Raw genomic sequence first — 18,233 nt, forward strand, 5'->3', positions numbered from 1 at the left:
TATGTTCAGCCCGAGCTATTGCCCGAAATGCGGTGGCCCTGACCTCGGTCAGCAGATACCGGCGGGCGATACGCACGAGCGCCTGATGTGTCGCGGCTGCGGCTACATCCACTACGTCAATCCGAAGATCATTGCCGGCTGCATCATCGAGCAGGACGGCAAATACCTGCTGTGCCAACGGGCGATCCCACCGCGCCCGGGCACCTGGACGCTGCCGGCCGGCTTCATGGAAAGCGGCGAAACCACCGAGCAAGCGGCGGTCCGCGAAGTCTGGGAAGAAAGCGGCGTGCGCGCGGAAATCGTCTCGCCGTACTCGATTTTCAGCGTGCCGAAGATCAGCGAGGTGTACATCATCTTCCGTGCGATCGCGCTGGAGATCACCGGGCAGTACGGGCCGGAGACCATGGATTACAAATTCTTCGCGCCGGAAGAGATCCCGTGGGAACAGATCTATTACCCGGCGATCCGGCAGATTCTCGAGCGCTATATCGAAGAGCGCCAGGCTGGGGTGTACGGGATTTATATGGGCAATGACGATAGCGGCAAGATTCACTTTATCCGCTGATCACCACCTATCCCCCTGTGGGAGCGAGCCTGCTCGCGAAAGCGGTCGTTCATTCAACATTTGTATCGACGCCTTCGCGAGCAGGCTCGCTCCCACAGGGGGACGTGGTGTTGCTTAAATTGGGGCGATGCCTTCAACGATGATGATTTCCGCCCTCGCCCATTCTTCGCGATAACTTTTCGCTTCCTGATACGCCGCCGAGTGGTAGCACGCCACGGCTTTTTCGTAACTCTCGAACTCGATCACCACGCTGCGCTGCGGCGTCTGGCGCCCTTCCATCGCCTCGCTGCGCCCGCCTCTGGCCAGAAACTTCGCACCGAATTCGGCAAACGCCGCCGGTGCGCGCTGGGTGTATTGGCTGTAGTGATCGGTATCGGCTATATCCACATGAGCAATCCAGTACGCCTTCATAGTGACCTCTTTGTTGATTTTGTATTATGGTATACCAATATATTTCCAACGAACCCTGAGAGTCCAGCATGGCCTTCAACAGCATCGAAGAAATCATCGAAGATTATCGTCTCGGCAAAATGGTTTTGCTGGTCGATGACGAAGACCGCGAAAATGAAGGCGACCTGTTGCTGGCCGCCGACCGTTGCACGCCTGAGGCGATCAGCTTCATGGCCCGCGAAGCGCGCGGGCTGATTTGCCTAACGCTCACCGACGACCACTGCCAGCGTTTGGGCCTGGAGCAAATGGTCCCGGCCAATGGCAGCGTGTTCAGCACCGCGTTTACCGTGTCGATCGAAGCGGCGGTTGGCGTGACAACCGGCATTTCGGCGGCGGATCGCGCCTGCACCGTTGCCGCTGCCGTCGCCCCGAACGCCCGCGCGGAAGACCTGGTGCAACCGGGCCATATCTTTCCGCTGCGGGCCAAGGAAGGTGGCGTGCTGACCCGCGCCGGGCATACCGAAGCGGGTTGCGATCTGGCGCGTCTGGCCGGGTTCACAGCGGCCTCGGTGATTGTCGAGGTGATGAACGACGACGGCACCATGGCCCGTCGCCCGGATCTGGAAGTGTTTGCGCGCAAGCACGGGATCAAGATCGGCACCATCGCCGACCTGATTCACTATCGGCTGAGCACCGAGCACACCATCGAACGGATTGGCGAACGTGAATTGCCGACGGTGCATGGCACCTTTCGCCTGATCACCTTTGAGGACCGCATCGAGGGCGGCGTGCACATGGCGATGGTCATGGGCGATTTACGCCGTGAAGAACCGACGCTGGTGCGCGTGCATGTGATCGATCCGCTGCGGGATCTGGTTGGCGCGGAATATAGCGGGCCGACGAACTGGACGCTGTGGGCGGCGTTGCAACGGGTCGCTGCTGAGGGGCATGGGGTTGTGGTGGTGCTGGCCAATCATGAATCGTCGCAGGCGTTGCTGGAGCGCGTGCCGCAATTGACTCAGCCGCCTCGGCAGTTCAGCCGTTCGCAATCGCGGATTTATTCGGAAGTGGGGACTGGGGCGCAGATTTTGCAGAATCTGGGGGTTGGCAAGCTGCGGCACCTGGGCCCTCCTCTGAAATACGCTGGCCTGACCGGGTATGACCTGGAGGTGGTCGAAAGTATTCCGTTCACTGAATAAAGCTGCCCTCACCCCAGCCCTCTCCCGGAGGGAGAGGGAGCTGACCGAGGTGTTTAGTCGCTATACGCCGACCTGAGATACCGAGTCGAACTCAGATTTTGAACAGCACAAAGATCTGCTCCCTTTCCCCCTCTCCTATTGGGAGAGGGCTGGGGTGAGGGGCTGGATCTAAAATTTCTTCACATCTCTCAAACCAAACATTTCAAAAAACCAGATTCGCCAGATAACCGGTAAGGCAAAGTGCTTGCACAAAGTTTGGAATACCATAATATGATATTCCATAGACCGGACACTCCTACGAACGTCCAGCTACTGCTCCCGACAGGCGGGCAACAACGCAAGCCCGCTCAAAAACACAACAATGAGGGCGTAAAAATGGTGTTGAACAAAGCTGCAACCGCGATCTTTTTTGCGGGACTGCTCAGCGTCACCGGCCAGGCTGCAATGGCTGCCGAAAGCGTGAACTTCGTCAGCTGGGGCGGAAGCACCCAGGATGCGCAGAAACAGGCCTGGGCCGATCCGTTCAGCAAGGCCAGCGGCATCACCGTCGTGCAGGACGGGCCGACCGACTACGGCAAACTCAAAGCCATGGTCGAGAGCGGCAACGTGCAGTGGGACGTGGTCGATGTCGAAGCCGACTTCGCTCTGCGCGCCGCCGCTGAAGGCCTGCTCGAACCCCTCGATTTCAAAGTGATCCAGCGCGACAAGATCGACCCGCGTTTCGTCAGCGATTACGGCGTCGGCTCGTTCTTCTTCTCCTTCGTCCTCGGCTACAACGAGGGCAAACTCGGCGCCAGCAAGCCGCAGGACTGGAGCGCGCTGTTCGACACCAAAACCTACCCCGGCAAACGCGCCCTGTACAAATGGCCAAGCCCTGGCGTGCTCGAACTGGCGCTGCTGGCCGACGGCGTAGCGGCTGACAAGCTCTACCCGCTGGATCTGGATCGCGCCTTCAAGAAACTCGACACCATCAAGAAAGACATCGTCTGGTGGGGCGGCGGCGCGCAGTCGCAGCAACTGCTGGCGTCCGGTGAAGCGAGCATGGGCCAGTTCTGGAACGGTCGCATTCACGCCCTGCAAGAAGACGGTGCACCGGTCGGCGTGAGCTGGAAACAGAACCTGGTCATGGCCGACATTCTGGTGATTCCGAAGGGCTCGAAAAACAAGGACGCGGCGATGAAGTTTCTCGCCAATGCCAGTGGCGCCAAAGGCCAGGCCGACTTCTCCAATCTGACCGCCTACGCCCCGGTCAACCTCGACAGTTTGGAGCGTCTGGATTCGACGCTGGCCCCCAACCTGCCGACTGCCTACGCTAAGGATCAGATCACTCTTGATTTCGCGTACTGGGCCAAAAACGGCCAGGCCATCGCGACACGGTGGAACGAATGGCTGGTCAAATGAAAATGGCGGCCACCGCGTCCCGTCCCTCCACTGCCACCGGGAGCGCTAGCTGCGCTGCCGGTTCGGCCCACGGAACACAGGCGGTTGCGATGCAGCAAGCCCCGTCCCTCAGACAACGCTGGCGCGGCGCCGGCAACCTTGCCCCGGCGCTGCTGTTCATCGGCCTGTTCTTTCTCGCGCCGTTGATTGGCCTGCTGCTGCGCGGCGTGCTCGAACCGACGCCGGGCCTTGGCAACTATGAACAGTTGTTCGCCAATTCGGCCTATGCCCGCGTGCTGCTCAACACCTTTTCGGTGGCCGGGCTGGTGACGCTGTTCAGCCTGCTGCTGGGCTTTCCGCTGGCTTGGGCGATCACTCTGGTGCCGCGCGGCTGGGGTCGCTGGATTCTCAACATCGTGCTGCTGTCGATGTGGACCAGCCTGCTCGCGCGCACCTATTCGTGGCTGGTGTTGCTGCAAGCGTCCGGCGTGATCAACAAGGCGTTGATGGCAATGGGCATCATCGATCAGCCGCTGGAGATGGTGCACAACCTCACCGGCGTGGTGATCGGCATGAGCTACATCATGATCCCGTTCATCGTGCTGCCGTTGCAGGCGACGATGCAGGCCATCGATCCGATGATTCTGCAGGCCGGCTCGATTTGCGGCGCCAGTCCGTGGACCAACTTCTTCCGGGTGTTCCTGCCGCTGTGCCGGCCGGGTCTGGCCTCCGGTGGCTTGATGGTGTTCGTGATGTCGCTCGGTTACTACGTGACCCCGGCGCTGCTCGGCGGCGCGCAGAACATGATGCTGCCGGAGTTCATCATTCAGCAGGTGCAATCGTTCCTCAACTGGGGCCTGGCCAGTGCCGGCGCCGCGTTGCTGATCGCGATCACTTTGGTGCTGTTCTACTTCTACCTGAAGCTTCAGCCGGAATCCCCGGTTGGCGCCAGTAACGCGAGGTAAGCCGACATGCTCCTGACCCCCAATGCGATGAGCCGGCGCATGCGTTTCGGCTTGTATGCCACCACCGGGCTGATCGGTCTGTTCCTGCTGTTGCCGATCGTCTTTATCGTGCTGCTGTCGTTCGGCTCCTCGCAGTGGCTGGTGTTTCCGCCACCGGGCTGGACGCTGAAATGGTACGGCCAGTTTTTCTCCAACCCCGACTGGATGAACGCCGCAGCGGCCAGTCTCAAGGTTGCCGTGCTGACCACGATCTGCGCCGTGGCCCTCGGTTTGCCGACTGCATTTGCGCTGGTGCGCGGACGTTTTCCTGGTAGGGAAATGCTCTACGGCCTGTTCACCCTGCCGATGATCGTGCCGCTGGTGATCATCGCCGTGGCGGTGTACGCGCTGTTCCTCAAGCTCGGCTACACCGGGACGATGTTCGCCTTCGTGGTCAGCCATGTGATTGTCGCGCTGCCGTTTACCATCATCTCGATCATCAACTCGTTGAAGCTGTTCGATCAGTCGATTGAAGACGCCGCGGTGATCTGCGGTGCTTCACGCCTGCAAGCGGTGTTCAAGGTGACCTTCCCGGCGATCCGTCCGGGCATGGTCGCCGGCGCCCTCTTCGCCTTCCTGGTTTCGTGGGACGAAGTAGTGCTCAGCGTGATGATGGCCAGCCCGACCCTGCAAACCCTTCCCGTGAAAATGTGGACCACCCTGCGCCAGGACCTTACGCCAGTGATCGCCGTCGCTTCGACGCTGCTGATCGGCTTGTCGGTGTTGGTCATGGTCATCGCCGCCGCGCTGCGCCGGCGCAACGAAATCAGCGCCTGAGCGCCAGGAGTACGACATGAGTGCCGTGATCAAAGACGCCTCCCAGCAGAACGACAAACCGCTGGTCAGCCTGCGCAACCTGAACAAGCACTACGGCGACTTTGCCGCCGTCGACAACATCTCGCTGGACATCAAGGACGGCGAGTTCCTGACCTTCCTCGGCTCCAGCGGCTCGGGCAAAAGCACCACGCTGTCGATGCTCGCCGGGTTTGAAACGCCGAGCAGTGGCGAGATCCTCGTCAACGGTCAATCGCTGGTCAATGTGCCGCCGCACAAGCGTGACATCGGCATGGTGTTCCAGCGCTACTCGCTGTTCCCGCATCTGTCGGTGCGCGACAACATCGCGTTTCCTTTGGCGATCCGCAAACTGGCTGCGGCCGAGCGCGACAAGCGCGTCGATGCGATGTTGAAACTGGTGCAGCTCGAGCAGTTCGCGCATCGCCGCCCTTCGCAACTGTCTGGCGGCCAGCAACAACGCGTCGCCATCGCCCGTGCCTTGGTCTACGAGCCGCGCATTTTGCTGATGGACGAACCGCTCGGTGCGCTGGATAAAAAGCTGCGCGAGGATTTGCAGGATGAACTGCGCCAACTACATCGTCGTCTGGGCATCACCATCGTTTACGTGACCCACGACCAGGAAGAAGCCATGCGCTTGTCGCAGCGCATCGCGATTTTCAGTCACGGCAAGATTGTGGGATTGGGCAGCGGTTATGACCTTTATCAGAATCCGCCGAATGCATTTGTGGCGTCGTTTCTGGGCAATTCGAACTTCCTCAAGCTCAAGGCCCAGGGCAATGCGGCGGCTTCGTTTGAAGGACAGTCATTGTCGATTCGCCTGACCGCTGGTTTGCACACCGATCAGGATGTGTTGCTGATGGTGCGGCCGGAAAAGGCACTGGCGTTGAGCGTGGCGCAGGCGATCAGCGAGCCGTTGCCGTCGGGTTGGAATGAGGTTGCGGCGAAGGTTGTGGAAGTGCTGTTTCTCGGTGAGAGCCAGACGTGCAGCGTGGTCACTTCGGGCGGCACATCAATGACGGTGAAAGCGTTGTCGGCTGCTGGCATGCCGCTCAAGGCTGGCGATCCGGTGCAAGTGCGCTGGGCGACTGCTGACGCCTGCGTCTACACGGAGTGGACTGAAAGCGACCTGAACAAGGCTGCGGGTGCCCACTGATAGCGTGTTGTCTGTGAGATTTACCCCCTCACCCCAGCCCTCTCCCCCAGGGGGCGAGGGGGAAAGGGAGCCGATCTCCGTGCTGTTCGAAACCCGAATTCGACTCGGTATCCCAAGTCGGCGTACCTCGAAAGACCACCTCGGTCAGTCCCCTCTCCCTCTGGGAGAGGGTTAGGGTGAGGGAAACAGACGACGCGGTATCAAGTAATGGGTCGGTAGCCTTCAATCTCATCCGGCCAGGCGGTGAGAATTTCAAACCCCGTCTCCGTCACCGCCACCATATGCTCCCACTGCGCCGACAACGAGCCATCCTTGGTCAGCACGGTCCAGCCATCCGGCATGTTTTTCACATGACGCTTGCCGGCATTGAGCATCGGTTCAACGGTAAAAATCATCCCGGCCTTGAGCTTCATCCCTTGATCGGGAAAGCCGTAATGCAGAATCTGCGGCTCATCGTGATAGACCTTGCCGATGCCATGCCCGCAGTACTCGCGCACGACGCTGAAGCCTTCCTTCTCCGCCAGGCTCTGGATCGCATGGCCGATATCGCCCAGCGTGGCGCCCGGTTTCACCACACTAATACCCGCGCACATGGCGTCATAAGTGGTCTTGATCAGATGCTGCGCCTCAGGCGTCGCCTCGCCGACCACGTACATGCGGCTGGTATCACCGAACCAGCCGTCCTTGATCACCGCGATGTCGAGGTTGACGATGTCGCCATCCTTCAACGGCGTGCCCGACGGAATGCCGTGGCACACGACGTCATTGACCGAGGCGCAGACGGTTTTCGGGAAGCCGTGATAACCGACGTTGGCCGGCACCGCTTTCTGCACGTTGACGATGTAGTCGTTACACAGTTGATCGAGCTGATCGGTGGTGACGCCCGCCTTCACATGCGGCACCAGCATCGCCAGCACCTCGGCGGCGAGTTTGCCGGCAGCGCACGATTGGGCGATGTCGGCCGGGGTGTTGATCTTGATCTGGTTTCTCATGCGCTGACGGCTTCCTGAGTCAGTTGATGCAGATCCAGCCCACCGTTCTGTTCGGCGCGGATCAGCAAGCGGCAAATGGCGCTGTGGTCGAGGTTGGGGTGCAGTTCGGCGAGCATGCCGATGCGCATCCAGTGCTCGGCCTGCGCGTTGATCGAGCGGCTGAGGGCGTTGCTGGAGATCCGCAGGTTCTCGTGCATGTCCTCTGAAATCTTTACGATGCCCATATATGAATCCGATACGATGTGTATATGGATCGTATATTAGCCAAGCCTCACGCAAAATTGCAAATCAACTCAGCGCCGCGTCGAAAAACGATGAGATGAGCCGACTGGAACGCCGCTCGGCCAGACAGTACAGATAGGTCTCGGTAAACAGCTCTTCGCCCTCGATTCTGATCGTGCGGATGTTCGGGTCGGCAATGAACTCAGCTTCCGACACCACGCCCAACCCGAGCCCTCGCACCACCGCTTCCCGCAACGCCTCACGGCTGCCGATTTCCATGGCGATGCGCGGTTTCACCTGCGCCGCATTCAATGCCTGCTCCAACACCAATCGGGTAGTTGAACCGGGTTCGCGTTGCAACAAACGCTGCCCTTCCAATTCCTCCAGTCGCACGCTGCCACGATGGGCCAGTGGATGCTCATGGTGCGCAAACAGAATGATCGCGTGCCGCGCATAACGCACCGCACACAACGCCGGATCATCCTGACGCCCGGCCAGCACCGCAATGTCGGTGACGTAGTTTTCCAGATCCGACAGCACTTGCGCCGAGTTGCCCACGCGTATCGACACGTCAATATTCGGATGCTGTTGCAAATAGCTGTCGACCATTTCGATCACATGAAACGGCCCCACCGCACCGACCTTGAGCTGGCCGCTGTCGAGCCGCCCGGAGTCGCGCAGCAGGTTGTGCGCTTCCAGCTCCAGCAAGGCGATGCGCTGAGCGATGGGCAGCAATTGCCGGCCGACATCCGACAATTCAATGCGCCGCCCACGGCGATGGAACAGCTCAACATTGTGTTGACGTTCCAGGGCTTGAACTTGCGTGGTCAGCGTCGGCTGGCTCAAGCCTGACGCCCGCGCCCCGGCACTGAAACTGCCGTGACGGGCGACGGCGAGAAAGGCCCGCAATTTAGCGCTCGACATCCATAGACTCCATCAATAGTTAGCTGCGGTTTCGCATATTGAATTGATTGAATGACTGTCACGTGACAGACCTAGCCTGTGGCAACTCCCAACCACACCGTGGAATGCCATGAAAACAATCAAACAGTTTCTGCGTGTCGTCAGCCTCACCGCACTTGCCCTCGGCGCCAGCCAGGTCTGGGCCAAGGACAAACTGACCATCGGCCTGATTCCCTCGGAAGATTCCCAGGCGATGATCGAATCGAGCAAACAGGTGCTCGACGATCTGCAGGCCAAGATCGGCATGCCGGTGGTGCCGTTCGTGGCCACCGACTACAACGGCATCATCGAAGCGCTGCGCTCGGGCAAACTCGACGTCGCCTACCTCGGGCCGTTCTCGTATGTGCTGGCGACCTCGGTGGCGGACGTTGAAGCGTTCTCCGTGGCGGTGACCAAGAAGACCGGTCAGAGCGCGTACAAAAGCGTGATTCTGGCGCGCAAGGACAGCGGCATTCATTCGCTGGCCGACCTCAAGGGCCATACGTTCGCGTTCGTCGACCCGAGTTCGGCGTCCGGGCATCTGTTTCCCAAGGCTGGCCTTGAGCAAGCCGGTTTTGCTCCGGACAGCCTGTTCAAACGGGTGATTTTCTCCGGCTCCCACGACGCCAGCATCCTCGCGGTCGAGAACAAGAAAGTCGACGCGGCGGCCGTGGCTGACCGCATCTTCGCCAGCGCCGTGGCCAAAGGTGTGGTCAAGCAGGATGACTTCGAAATCGTCTGGAGTTCCAAGCCGATCCCTGAGTCGCCGATGGTCTGGCGCAAGGCGCTCGATCCGGAACTGAAGAAAAAAATCGCCGACGCGCTGGCTTCGATCAAGGACGTACCGTGGGGCGATCAGGGCGTGCTCAATGGCTTCCAGCCGACCACCGACGCGTCGTATGACGTGGTGCGCGAAACCGCCAAGGTGCTCGATCTCGATTTGCGGAGCATGAAATGATCAGCATCCGCCAACTGACCAAACACTACGGCAGCAACCCGGTGTTGCGCGGCATCGACCTTGAAGTCGCTGCGGGCGAATTCGTCGTGGTGCTCGGTCAGTCCGGCGCTGGCAAATCGACCTTGCTGCGTTGTATCAATCGTTTGGCGCAGGCCGACAGCGGCACGCTGAACGTCGCCGGTATCGACGCCCTCGCCTGCCCCGACACCAGCGCTCTGCGCCGTGAAGTGGCGATGATTTTTCAGCACCACAACGTCGTGCCGCGCCTGAGTGTGTTGAAGAATGTGCTGACTGGCCGCCTAGGCTCCGTCGGCACTCTCGCCTCGATTCTGCAGCTGTTCCGGCGCGACGATGTGGCGCTGGCGATGCAATGCCTCGAGCGCGTCGAACTGGCGCACAAGGCCGGTGAGCGCACCGATTCATTGTCTGGCGGGCAGAAGCAGCGCGTCGGCATTGCCCGCGCCTTGGCGCAGCGGCCGCAGGTGATTCTGGCCGATGAACCGATCGCCAGCCTCGACCCGAAAACCGCGCGCCTGGTGTTGCAGTACTTGCGCGACGCCACCCGCGAACTGGGCATCACCGTGCTGTGCAATCTGCATCAGGTCGAATACGCCCGCGAATTCGGCGACCGCGTGGTCGGCCTCGCGCACGGCAATCTGGTGTTCGATGGCAAAGCGTCAAGCATGACTGAAGCCGATCTGGCGCGAATCTATCCGGGGCAATTGGCGGACTCCTCCGCCGACATCCCGACGCCCACTCTGACCTATCGCGCTGCCTCGAGGGCTTGAACATGCAATCGCAAAACTATCAGTGGGTCGGCGATCGCCCTCGTGGCCCGCGCAGTTGGCTGACTACGGGCGCCGTCGTCCTGATTGTGCTGTGGACACTGAACTGGAGCGCGCAAGGTGCTCAACTCAGTCTCGGAGAACTGGCAGCAGGATTGCCGCAGATCGGTGATTTCCTTTCACGCACCTTCCCACCGGACCTGAGCATTCTTCCGCGTCTGGTCGCGCCAGCGGTGGAGACTTTGCAGATCGCCATTTGGGGCACCCTGCTCGGCGTGTTGCTGACGATTCCACTGTCGTTTCTCGCCGCGCGCAATCTGAGCCGCAATCGCTGGGTGTTTCACATCACCCGTCAGGCGCTGAATTTCACCCGCAGCATCAACGAACTGATCCTCGCGCTGATCTTCGTCTCGGCGGTCGGCCTCGGGCCGTTCCCCGGCGTATTAGCGCTGGCGCTGCATGGGCTGGGCATGCTCGGCAAGTTCTTCGCCGAGAGCATCGAAGAGATCGACCAGGGCCCGATTGAAGCGCTGCAAGCGACCGGTGCGCGACCGTTGCAGGTGATCGTGTTTGGTGTTTTGCCGCAGGTCATCACCGCGTGGATCGCCGTGATTCTGTACCGCTTCGAAGTCAATCTGCGCTCGGCCACGGTGCTCGGCATGGTCGGCGCCGGCGGCTTGGGTTTCGAACTGGTGAGCAGCCTGAAACTGTTCAAATACCCGGAAACCGCGACCTGCATCATCGTCATTACCTTCATGGTGATTGTCGCTGACACCATCTCCAGTCGCCTGCGCGCGGCGATCCAGAGCGGTTCGACGCACTGATGTCGGCCTGCTATCGGCTGAGCCGATTCAAACCTGCGAATTATCGATTTGAGCCGTTGCCGACGGGCGCTGAGTATGGCGCCACACGACAACAACAAGAAGGATCCACCATGACTGCCCGCTTCCAGAACCCCGTCGATACTCGTTTCGGCTGGGGCAGCCTGCAAGACCTCGCTGCCATTACCGAACAGCAAACCGTGGCCCTCGTCACCTTCCCTGAGGCCCGCGGGCTGGGGCTGGTCGATCGCCTGCAAGCCTTGCTCGGTGAGCGCCTGGTCTACGTGTTCGAAGACGTTCAGCCCAACCCCGACGTCGCCCATCTGCGCAACACCTACGAGCATTTCTGGCAGCACGCCGCTGCTTGCGACGTGGTGCTCGCGGTCGGTGGCGGCAGCGCCATCGACACCGCCAAAGCATTGATCGTCGGCACCGAATCCGGCCATTTCGATGAGCTGTTGAGCCTGCTGGCGAGCGGCAAACCGTTCACCCCGGCCCGTTGCAAACAGCTGATCGCCGCGCCGACCACCGCCGGCACCGGCAGCGAAGTCACGCCGTGGGCGACGATCTGGGACAGCGCCAGCCAGAAGAAATACTCGCTGCATCTGGATTGCACCTGGCCGCGCGTGGCGATCATCGACCCGCAACTGATGCTCACCGTGCCGGCCAGCGTCACCGTCTCCACCGGGCTCGACGCGCTGTCCCACGCGCTGGAAGCGATCTGGAACGTCAACGCCAACCCGGTCTCCGACACTTTCGCCATTTCTGCGATTGAAGACATTCTCGAATGCCTGCCGCATCTGCAAAAAGATCTGTCGAGCCAAGAGTTGCGCACGCGCATGGCACTCGCCGCACTCAAGGCCGGGCTGGCGTTTTCCAACACCAAAACCGCGCTGGCACACTCGATTTCCTATGAAATGACCTTGCGCCATGGCTTGCCCCACGGCATCGCCTGCTCCTTCACCTTGCCGTTGGTGCTCGGCTTGGCCTGGGGTCATGACGCAACGCGTGACCGCATCCTGCAACGGGTATTCGGCGAAGATCTGCTCAGCGCACAACAGCAGTTGCGCGAGTTCCTCCACAGCCTCGGGGTGAAAACCGAGTTCGCCGATTACGGCGTCTCGGCCAAGGATGCCGAAGACATCATCCAGCTCGCGATGCAGGGCGCGCGCGGCAAGAACTTCATCGGTTCGCAAGCCGCCTGACGTCGCCCGAAAACTCAACGACACACGCACAGCCGGCGGCGTACAACGCTGCGGTGATTTCCTGTCGCACCGAAAAAGAGTGCACCCGCCGACGACAAACGGCGGGACTCCACAACAATAAGGAAAAGATCATGAATCGTGCCCAAACCATGCCTGGTCTCGCCGTACGTTCTACCTCGTTCCGGGTCGCGCAGTGGCGCATGCTGCTGGCGGCGATGTTCTGTTACCTGTTTTTCTACACCGGCCGGCAGACCTTCGGTTTTGCCATTCCGGGGATTCAGGCCGAGTTCGGTTTGAGCAAGGAAACCCTCGGTTGGGCTTCTGCGGCGATGCTCTGGGCCTACGCGATTGGTCAGGCGATCAACGGCAACCTCGCCGACAAATTCGGTGGCCGGCGGATCATGACGCTGGGTGCGGTGTTGTCCTGCGGCGCCAACTGGGTGACCAGTTTTGCCGGTGGTTTCACCAGCCTGATTCTGCCGTGGGGCGTCAACGGTTACTTTCAGGCCTTGGGCTGGGCGCCGGGCGGTCGGCTGATTGCCAATTGGTGGGCAGCGGGTGAGCGCGGCAAGGTCTATGGTTTTTACACCTTCGCCGCCGGTTGCGCGTCGATTCTGTCGTACGTCACCTCCATCGTCGTGCTTGAAGTGCTGCAACTGGAATGGCGCTGGATCTTCCGCTTGCCGGTGCTGCTGATGCTCGCCGGCGGGATCATTTTCTATCTGGTCGCCCGCGAACGGCCGCAGGATCTGGGCTTCGAACCGGTGGGCGATACTGGTGTGGCCAACGCTGACGACAAACATCAAGAAGCCGCCCATGGCGAAGTCGAGTCCTCGGCACAACGCTATAAAGCCGTGCTGAGGAATCCCCGGCTGCTGATCGCTGCGCTGTCACTGGGCTTCCAGAACGCGGCGCGCTACGGCTTGATCGTCTGGGTGCCGGTGCACTTTCTCGGCGCCAACTGGAAAAGCGGCGACAGCATGGTCGATCCGAAATGGATCACCGTCGCCCTCCCCGTCGGCATGGCGGTCGGTGCACTGAGCAACGGCTGGGTGTCGGACAAGCTGTTCGGCTCCAAGCGTTACCTGGCGATCATGCTCTATATGGTGCTGGGGGCGGCGACCAGTCTGTGGATGTGGAGCCTGCCGCCGCACAGCGTGATCGGCCTGGTGGCGCTGTTCCTTTGCGGCTTCTTCGTCTACGGCCCGGCCTCGAGTTTCTGGGCGCTGTGTCCTGATCTGGTTGGCGCCAAACGTGCCGGCACCGCGACCGGGATCATGAACTTCTCGTCCTACCTGTTCGCCGGCCTGGCCGAGCCAATGATCGGTCGTTTGCTTGACACCACGGCAAACACGTCTCTCATCTTCATAGTGGTCACCAGCGCCTGCCTGTGCAGCGCAGCAGTGGCATTGTTCATTCGACGCTGACGGGGCTTGCATGTATCAGTATCACAAGTGGTTGCGTTCGTTTCATGCGGTGGCGAAAACCGGCAGCTTCACCCTCGCGGCGGAGTACCTCAGCGTCGGCCAGCCGACCGTCAGTGAGCAGGTCAATGCGCTGGAGAAAACCTTCTCGGTGGAGCTGTTCCATCGTCGCGGCCGCTACATCGAGATGAGCGCTGCCGGGCACAAGCTCTACGCAATCACTCAAGGTCTGTTCGGCCAGGAAGATGAAGCGGTGCAACTGCTGCAGAGTTTCAAACAACGTAAAAACGGCATGTTGCGCCTCGGCGCGGTGTCGCCGCCGATTGCCATGAACCTGACCTATGAGCTGATGCAGCGCCACCCGGATATCGAACTGGAAACTTCGTTTTCCTCGGAAAAGGACACTCTGGCGCGGCTGTTCAACTTCGATATCGACGTGGCGATTCTGGCCTTGTCGGAATTCGATGAGCGCTTCCATACGCGGCTGTATCACCGTTATCCGATCATCGCCGTGGTGCGCGATGACCATCCGTGGGCCAGTCAGGCGCAGGTTCACATCAGCGAAATCAGCCGCGAGAAATGGGTAATGCGCGAGCAAAGTGCGCGCACCCGGCAACTGGTGGAAGAAAGCTGCAAGCGCCTCGACATCGACCTCAACCGCGTCATGCAACTCAACAGCCGCGAAGCCATCGTGCACGCGATCGTCAAAGGCATCGGTATCGGGTTTGTCTCGGCCGTCGAGTACGCCGAAACCCCGGGCACCACGCCGATCACCTTTGTCGACCACCCGTTCTTTATCGAATACCACCTGTGCTGCCTTGGCATCCGCAGGAACCGACCGGTGATTGCCGAACTGTTTGATTCGAATCCACCGCTGAGCTGATCAGCAAAATCGAACCTTGAAACCGCCTACCTCATTGCCGAGGGACGGCCCACGCTTACCCGAAAACGGAGATTGACAATGCAATACAAGCAACCGACTCATCTGCAAGCCGCGATCCTTGACTGGGCCGGCACCGTTGTCGATTTCGGCTCGTTTGCGCCGACGCAGATCTTTGTCGAAGCCTTTGCCGAGTTCGGCGTCGCGGTGTCGCTGGAAGAAGCGCGCGGCCCGATGGGCATGGGCAAGTGGGATCACATTCGCACGCTGTGCAACCTGCCGCAGATCGCTGAACGCTATCGTGCAGCGTTTGATCGCTTGCCGAGTGACGACGATGTCACGGCAATCTACGAGCGCTTCATGCCGTTGCAGATCGAGAAAATCGCCCTGCATTCGGCGTTGATCCCGGGCGCGCTCGAGGCGATTGCGGCGTTGCGCAACAAGGGTTTGAAAATCGGTTCGTGCTCCGGTTATCCGGCGGTGGTGATGGCCAAGGTTGTCGAATTGGCGCGGGTAAATGGCTACATCGCCGACCATGTCGTCGCCACCGATGAAGTGCCGAATGGCCGGCCGCATCCGGCGCAGGCGCTGGCTAACGTGATTGCTTTGGGCATCGATGACGTGGCGGCGTGCGTCAAGGTTGATGACACTTGGCCGGGGATTCTCGAAGGGCGCGCCGCCGGCATGTGGACGGTGGCGTTGACCTGCTCCGGCAATGCACTGGGCCTGACCTATGAGCAATACAAGGCGTTGCCGTCGGATCGGCTGGCGGAAGAGCGTGCGCGGATCGGCAAGATGTTCGCCCCCTCGCGCCCGCACTACCTGATCGACACCATCGCCGAGTTGCCCGAAGTGATCGAAGACATCAATGCGCGTCTGGCGCGCGGCGAAACCCCGCAGTCCTGCTGATTGATCGTCCCCCCCTCCGCGCTGATCGTTCCCATGCAGAGCGTGGGAACGATCAGGGGCCAAATCGCGGGCAAAAAAAAGCTGCCAAAACTGGCAGCAAAAACTTTAAGAACACGCGATGTATTGGCCTCAGCATAGACGCCGGATAATGACAGTGTCATGACAGCCACACATTCATTGAACCGCCACTGCCCCGTCATCAGGATGTCATCAAGATCACGGCAGAATCCTCGCAAACCGTCTCGCGCCTCCCGACGGGTGCTTTGCAAGGATTCCCATGAAAGACGACGCCTCGCTGTTTGCCGCCATCGACCTGGGTTCGAATGCCTTTCGCCTGATGATCGGCCAGTCAGTGCGCAGTCGAAAGGGCTTGCAGATTCAGGAAGTGAAAACCCTGCGCGAACCGGTGCGCCTCGCCGAGGGCTTTGACGGTGGTGCGCTGGATGCACTGGCACTGGATCGCGGCTGGCAGGCGTTGGCGCGGTTCGGCAAGAAACTGCGCGGTTTCGAGGCCGGCCGGGTGCGCGCGGTGGCCACCAGCGCGGTGCGTGAGGCGGACAATGCGCAGCTGTTTCTCGCCAGTGCCGAACGGCATCTGGGCTTTCCCATTGACGTCATTTGCGGCCATGAAGAGGCGCGGCTGGTCTACGCCGGCGTGACTCATGCCTTGCCGAGCGCTGAAGACCTGCGCCTGGTGGTCGACATCGGCGGCGGTTCCACCGAGCTGATCCTCGGCCAGGGCGCGCAGCCGTTGCTCACCGAAAGCATCGCCATCGGCAGCGGCACCTTGAGCACACGCTTCTTTCGCGGCGGCGACCTGTCCGCCGCTGCGTTACAGGAAGCCGAACGTTTCGCCATCCTGCAGTTTGAAAAGGTTGCCCGGCGCTATCGCGCTCAAGGCTGGCAGCAAACCATAGGCTCTTCCGGCACCGCGCGCATGCTCGCCAAAGTGCTCAAGGCCAATCGTCTCAACGACTTCGGCCAGGACGGCATCACCTACGGCGGGCTCCTGCGCCTGTCGTTGCTTCTGCTGAAGGTGAACAACGTCCAGCAACTGAAACTGGCCGGGCTGCAACCTCATCGCCAGAGCATTCTGCCCGGCGGTCTGGTGTTGATGCTGGCCGCCTTCAAAGTGTTCGGCATCGCACAAATGCTGCCCTCCGAACCGGGCCTGCGTTTAGGCGTGTTGCACGGTTTGATGAGCCAGCACTAATCCTCGCCAAGGCAGATTCGTCTCCCTTTCAGCGGCTCGATCGACTACCATGCCGCCGTCGGTTCCCGAACGGGACTAATAGGGAATCCGAGGTGCTTGCTCAGCACTGATCGGAACTGCCCCCGCAACTGTAGGTGCCGAGCCTGCTCCACGACTGCCACTGGGTAAAACCCGGGAAGGCCGGAGCCAGGCGATGACGCATCAGTCAGGAGACCTGCCGGCACAGTGACTACTAACCGGCGGGGTGTCCGGGAAGGACATCGTGCCGTGCGCATCAACGCTTGATGCCCGGCCTTGCGCTGTTTTCCTGACCGCGTTCGATGGTGTGTTTCCAGACCGTACTCTCCCGCTCCCCGTACGGTTCCCCTGGAGACTGCCCCATGCTGCTGCCCCGCATCGCCACCCTGATCACCGGCCTGAGCCTTGGCGCCATGGCGCAGGCGGCACCGACTGTCTATCCACTGACGGTGGAAAACTGCGGCAGCAGCCTGACCTTCCAGCACGCCCCGACGCGCACCGTGACCATCGGCCAGGCCGGCACGGAAATGCTCTATGCCATGGGCCTGAGCGACACAGTCGTCGGCACCTCGCTGTGGTTCAACAATGTGCTGGACAAGTACAAGGCACAGAACGACAAGATCCAGCGCCTGGCCGATAACGAGCCGAGTTTCGAATCGGTGATCGGCAAGCGCCCGGAACTGGTCGCCGTGGAGCTGGAATGGATGGTCGGCCCGCAAGGTGCGGTCGGCACCCGCGAGCAGTTTCATGAGCTGAAGATTCCGACCTACCTGCTGCCTTCCGATTGCGAAGCCAAGGACAACCTGGTCGGCGCCGACGGTACGCGACTGGCGCCGTTTCGCATCGACACGATTTACAAGAGCGTAAGCCAACTGGCGCAGATCTTCGATGTGCAGGAGCGTGGCCAGCAGCTCAACGACCAACTCAAGGCCAGCCTCGCCCATTCGATTGCCACCGCCCAAGGCAAAAAGCTGAAGGACGCCAGCGCACTGGTGTGGTTCTCCAGCGCGCAAATGGACATCGAGCCATTCGTGGCCGGGCACAAAGGCATTCCCGACTTCATGCTCAGCACCCTCGGCGTGCGCAACGTGGTCGAGTCCGATGAAGAGTGGCCAACGGTCGGCTGGGAAACCATCGCCAAGGCCAACCCGACTTTCCTCGTCATCGCGCGCATGGATCGCCGACGCTTCCCCGCTGACGACTATGAAAAGAAACTCGCCTTCCTGCGCAGCGACCCGGTGACGCGCAACATGGACGCGGTGAAACACAACCGCATCATCATTCTTGATGCCATGGCCATGCAGGCGAGCCTGCGCATGTTCGATGGCATCGAGCAACTGGCCACGGCCATCAACGGCTATGACCTGTCGCAATGAGT

General features: G+C 60.7%; 19 protein-coding genes and 1 riboswitch. Of the genes, 15 read left to right on the top strand and 4 right to left on the bottom strand.

The annotated features are described in order from the left end of the window. The first annotated feature begins 1 nt into the window (after window position 1). Complete coding sequence (locus tag L8H52_RS06355) at window positions 2-565, top strand: NUDIX hydrolase (RefSeq protein WP_242206107.1); 564 nt, start codon at window positions 2-4, stop codon at window positions 563-565. A gap of 114 nt (window positions 566-679) precedes the next feature. On the opposite strand, the gene L8H52_RS06360 is transcribed toward L8H52_RS06355, so the two are convergent. After that, complete coding sequence (locus L8H52_RS06360) at window positions 680-976, bottom strand: DUF1330 domain-containing protein (RefSeq protein ID WP_242206108.1); 297 nt, start codon at window positions 974-976, stop codon at window positions 680-682. 68 nt (window positions 977-1,044) lie between these two features. Here L8H52_RS06360 and ribBA point away from each other — a divergent pair, with 68 nt between their 5' ends. The 5 genes from ribBA to L8H52_RS06385 all read left to right on the top strand — a co-directional run bounded on the left by ribBA (window position 1,045) and on the right by L8H52_RS06385 (window position 6,486). Next, window positions 1,045-2,154, top strand: a complete 1,110-nt coding sequence (gene ribBA, locus L8H52_RS06365; protein WP_242206109.1) for a bifunctional 3,4-dihydroxy-2-butanone-4-phosphate synthase/GTP cyclohydrolase II — start codon at window positions 1,045-1,047, stop codon at window positions 2,152-2,154. A gap of 375 nt (window positions 2,155-2,529) precedes the next feature. Next, a complete protein-coding gene (locus tag L8H52_RS06370; protein WP_242206111.1) occupies window positions 2,530-3,555 on the top strand; it encodes an ABC transporter substrate-binding protein in 1,026 nt (341 codons plus the stop codon). Further along, entirely contained in the window at window positions 3,552-4,499 is a 948-nt protein-coding gene (locus L8H52_RS06375; protein WP_242206562.1) for an ABC transporter permease, read from the top strand. The genes L8H52_RS06370 and L8H52_RS06375 overlap by 4 nt, the downstream gene beginning before the upstream one ends. A gap of 6 nt (window positions 4,500-4,505) precedes the next feature. After that, window positions 4,506-5,315: an ABC transporter permease gene (locus tag L8H52_RS06380; RefSeq protein WP_007918021.1), complete on the top strand. Its 810-nt coding sequence runs from the start codon at window positions 4,506-4,508 to the stop codon at window positions 5,313-5,315. A gap of 16 nt (window positions 5,316-5,331) precedes the next feature. Then, a complete protein-coding gene (locus L8H52_RS06385; RefSeq protein WP_242206112.1) occupies window positions 5,332-6,486 on the top strand; it encodes an ABC transporter ATP-binding protein in 1,155 nt (384 codons plus the stop codon). A gap of 200 nt (window positions 6,487-6,686) precedes the next feature. On the opposite strand, the gene map is transcribed toward L8H52_RS06385, so the two are convergent. From map to L8H52_RS06400, 3 genes are all read right to left on the bottom strand, one after another. After that, on the bottom strand, window positions 6,687-7,478 hold the full coding sequence (gene map, locus L8H52_RS06390; protein WP_242206113.1) for a type I methionyl aminopeptidase: 792 nt from the start codon (window positions 7,476-7,478) through the stop codon (window positions 6,687-6,689). Then, window positions 7,475-7,702 carry a ParD-like family protein gene (locus L8H52_RS06395; RefSeq protein WP_003225727.1) on the bottom strand — a complete coding sequence of 76 codons (228 nt, stop codon included), beginning with the start codon at window positions 7,700-7,702 and terminating at the stop codon, window positions 7,475-7,477. Before L8H52_RS06395 ends, map begins: the two co-directional genes overlap by 4 nt. Before the next feature lie 64 nt (window positions 7,703-7,766). Beyond that, window positions 7,767-8,624, bottom strand: a complete 858-nt coding sequence (locus L8H52_RS06400) for a LysR substrate-binding domain-containing protein (RefSeq protein WP_242206114.1) — start codon at window positions 8,622-8,624, stop codon at window positions 7,767-7,769. 109 nt (window positions 8,625-8,733) lie between these two features. Between L8H52_RS06400 and phnD the strand changes: the two genes are divergently transcribed. From phnD to L8H52_RS06445, 9 genes are all read left to right on the top strand, one after another. Further along, complete coding sequence (phnD, locus tag L8H52_RS06405) at window positions 8,734-9,600, top strand: phosphonate ABC transporter substrate-binding protein (protein ID WP_242206115.1); 867 nt, start codon at window positions 8,734-8,736, stop codon at window positions 9,598-9,600. Beyond that, on the top strand, window positions 9,597-10,388 hold the full coding sequence (phnC, locus tag L8H52_RS06410) for a phosphonate ABC transporter ATP-binding protein (RefSeq protein WP_242206116.1): 792 nt from the start codon (window positions 9,597-9,599) through the stop codon (window positions 10,386-10,388). The genes phnD and phnC overlap by 4 nt, the downstream gene beginning before the upstream one ends. Window positions 10,389-10,390: 2 nt before the next feature. Beyond that, window positions 10,391-11,209, top strand: coding sequence for a phosphonate ABC transporter, permease protein PhnE (gene phnE / locus L8H52_RS06415; protein ID WP_242206118.1), 819 nt, complete (start codon window positions 10,391-10,393; stop codon window positions 11,207-11,209). Between the two features lie 110 nt (window positions 11,210-11,319). Next, window positions 11,320-12,411, top strand: coding sequence for an iron-containing alcohol dehydrogenase PsrA (gene psrA / locus L8H52_RS06420; RefSeq protein ID WP_242206120.1), 1,092 nt, complete (start codon window positions 11,320-11,322; stop codon window positions 12,409-12,411). Between the two features lie 131 nt (window positions 12,412-12,542). After that, a complete protein-coding gene (locus tag L8H52_RS06425) occupies window positions 12,543-13,838 on the top strand; it encodes an MFS transporter (protein WP_242206121.1) in 1,296 nt (431 codons plus the stop codon). A gap of 10 nt (window positions 13,839-13,848) precedes the next feature. Further along, window positions 13,849-14,718, top strand: coding sequence for a LysR substrate-binding domain-containing protein (locus tag L8H52_RS06430; protein WP_242206123.1), 870 nt, complete (start codon window positions 13,849-13,851; stop codon window positions 14,716-14,718). 78 nt (window positions 14,719-14,796) lie between these two features. Continuing rightward, window positions 14,797-15,624 carry a phosphonoacetaldehyde hydrolase gene (phnX, locus tag L8H52_RS06435; RefSeq protein WP_242206125.1) on the top strand — a complete coding sequence of 276 codons (828 nt, stop codon included), beginning with the start codon at window positions 14,797-14,799 and terminating at the stop codon, window positions 15,622-15,624. A gap of 277 nt (window positions 15,625-15,901) precedes the next feature. Further along, window positions 15,902-16,837, top strand: coding sequence for a Ppx/GppA family phosphatase (locus L8H52_RS06440; RefSeq protein WP_242206128.1), 936 nt, complete (start codon window positions 15,902-15,904; stop codon window positions 16,835-16,837). A 42-nt stretch (window positions 16,838-16,879) separates the two neighbouring features. Further along, window positions 16,880-17,074: riboswitch (cobalamin riboswitch) on the top strand. A gap of 143 nt (window positions 17,075-17,217) precedes the next feature. Further along, window positions 17,218-18,231, top strand: a complete 1,014-nt coding sequence (locus tag L8H52_RS06445) for an ABC transporter substrate-binding protein (protein ID WP_242206129.1) — start codon at window positions 17,218-17,220, stop codon at window positions 18,229-18,231. Window positions 18,232-18,233 lie beyond the last annotated feature (2 nt).

It is taken from the genome of Pseudomonas sp. CROZ-RG-20F-R04-15, from assembly GCF_022662375.1.
In the GTDB taxonomy this organism is placed as follows: Bacteria; Pseudomonadota; Gammaproteobacteria; order Pseudomonadales; family Pseudomonadaceae; genus Aquipseudomonas.

Coding starts and splice junctions, on each gene's coding strand:
- L8H52_RS06355 (WP_242206107.1), top strand. CDS start 2: ATGTTCAGCCCGAGCTATTGCCCGAAATGCGGTGGCCCTGACCTCGGT.
- L8H52_RS06360 (WP_242206108.1), bottom strand. CDS start 976: ATGAAGGCGTACTGGATTGCTCATGTGGATATAGCCGATACCGATCAC.
- ribBA (WP_242206109.1), top strand. CDS start 1,045: ATGGCCTTCAACAGCATCGAAGAAATCATCGAAGATTATCGTCTCGGC.
- L8H52_RS06370 (WP_242206111.1), top strand. CDS start 2,530: ATGGTGTTGAACAAAGCTGCAACCGCGATCTTTTTTGCGGGACTGCTC.
- L8H52_RS06375 (WP_242206562.1), top strand. CDS start 3,552: ATGAAAATGGCGGCCACCGCGTCCCGTCCCTCCACTGCCACCGGGAGC.
- L8H52_RS06380 (WP_007918021.1), top strand. CDS start 4,506: ATGCTCCTGACCCCCAATGCGATGAGCCGGCGCATGCGTTTCGGCTTG.
- L8H52_RS06385 (WP_242206112.1), top strand. CDS start 5,332: ATGAGTGCCGTGATCAAAGACGCCTCCCAGCAGAACGACAAACCGCTG.
- map (WP_242206113.1), bottom strand. CDS start 7,478: ATGAGAAACCAGATCAAGATCAACACCCCGGCCGACATCGCCCAATCG.
- L8H52_RS06395 (WP_003225727.1), bottom strand. CDS start 7,702: ATGGGCATCGTAAAGATTTCAGAGGACATGCACGAGAACCTGCGGATC.
- L8H52_RS06400 (WP_242206114.1), bottom strand. CDS start 8,624: ATGTCGAGCGCTAAATTGCGGGCCTTTCTCGCCGTCGCCCGTCACGGC.
- phnD (WP_242206115.1), top strand. CDS start 8,734: ATGAAAACAATCAAACAGTTTCTGCGTGTCGTCAGCCTCACCGCACTT.
- phnC (WP_242206116.1), top strand. CDS start 9,597: ATGATCAGCATCCGCCAACTGACCAAACACTACGGCAGCAACCCGGTG.
- phnE (WP_242206118.1), top strand. CDS start 10,391: ATGCAATCGCAAAACTATCAGTGGGTCGGCGATCGCCCTCGTGGCCCG.
- psrA (WP_242206120.1), top strand. CDS start 11,320: ATGACTGCCCGCTTCCAGAACCCCGTCGATACTCGTTTCGGCTGGGGC.
- L8H52_RS06425 (WP_242206121.1), top strand. CDS start 12,543: ATGAATCGTGCCCAAACCATGCCTGGTCTCGCCGTACGTTCTACCTCG.
- L8H52_RS06430 (WP_242206123.1), top strand. CDS start 13,849: ATGTATCAGTATCACAAGTGGTTGCGTTCGTTTCATGCGGTGGCGAAA.
- phnX (WP_242206125.1), top strand. CDS start 14,797: ATGCAATACAAGCAACCGACTCATCTGCAAGCCGCGATCCTTGACTGG.
- L8H52_RS06440 (WP_242206128.1), top strand. CDS start 15,902: ATGAAAGACGACGCCTCGCTGTTTGCCGCCATCGACCTGGGTTCGAAT.
- L8H52_RS06445 (WP_242206129.1), top strand. CDS start 17,218: ATGCTGCTGCCCCGCATCGCCACCCTGATCACCGGCCTGAGCCTTGGC.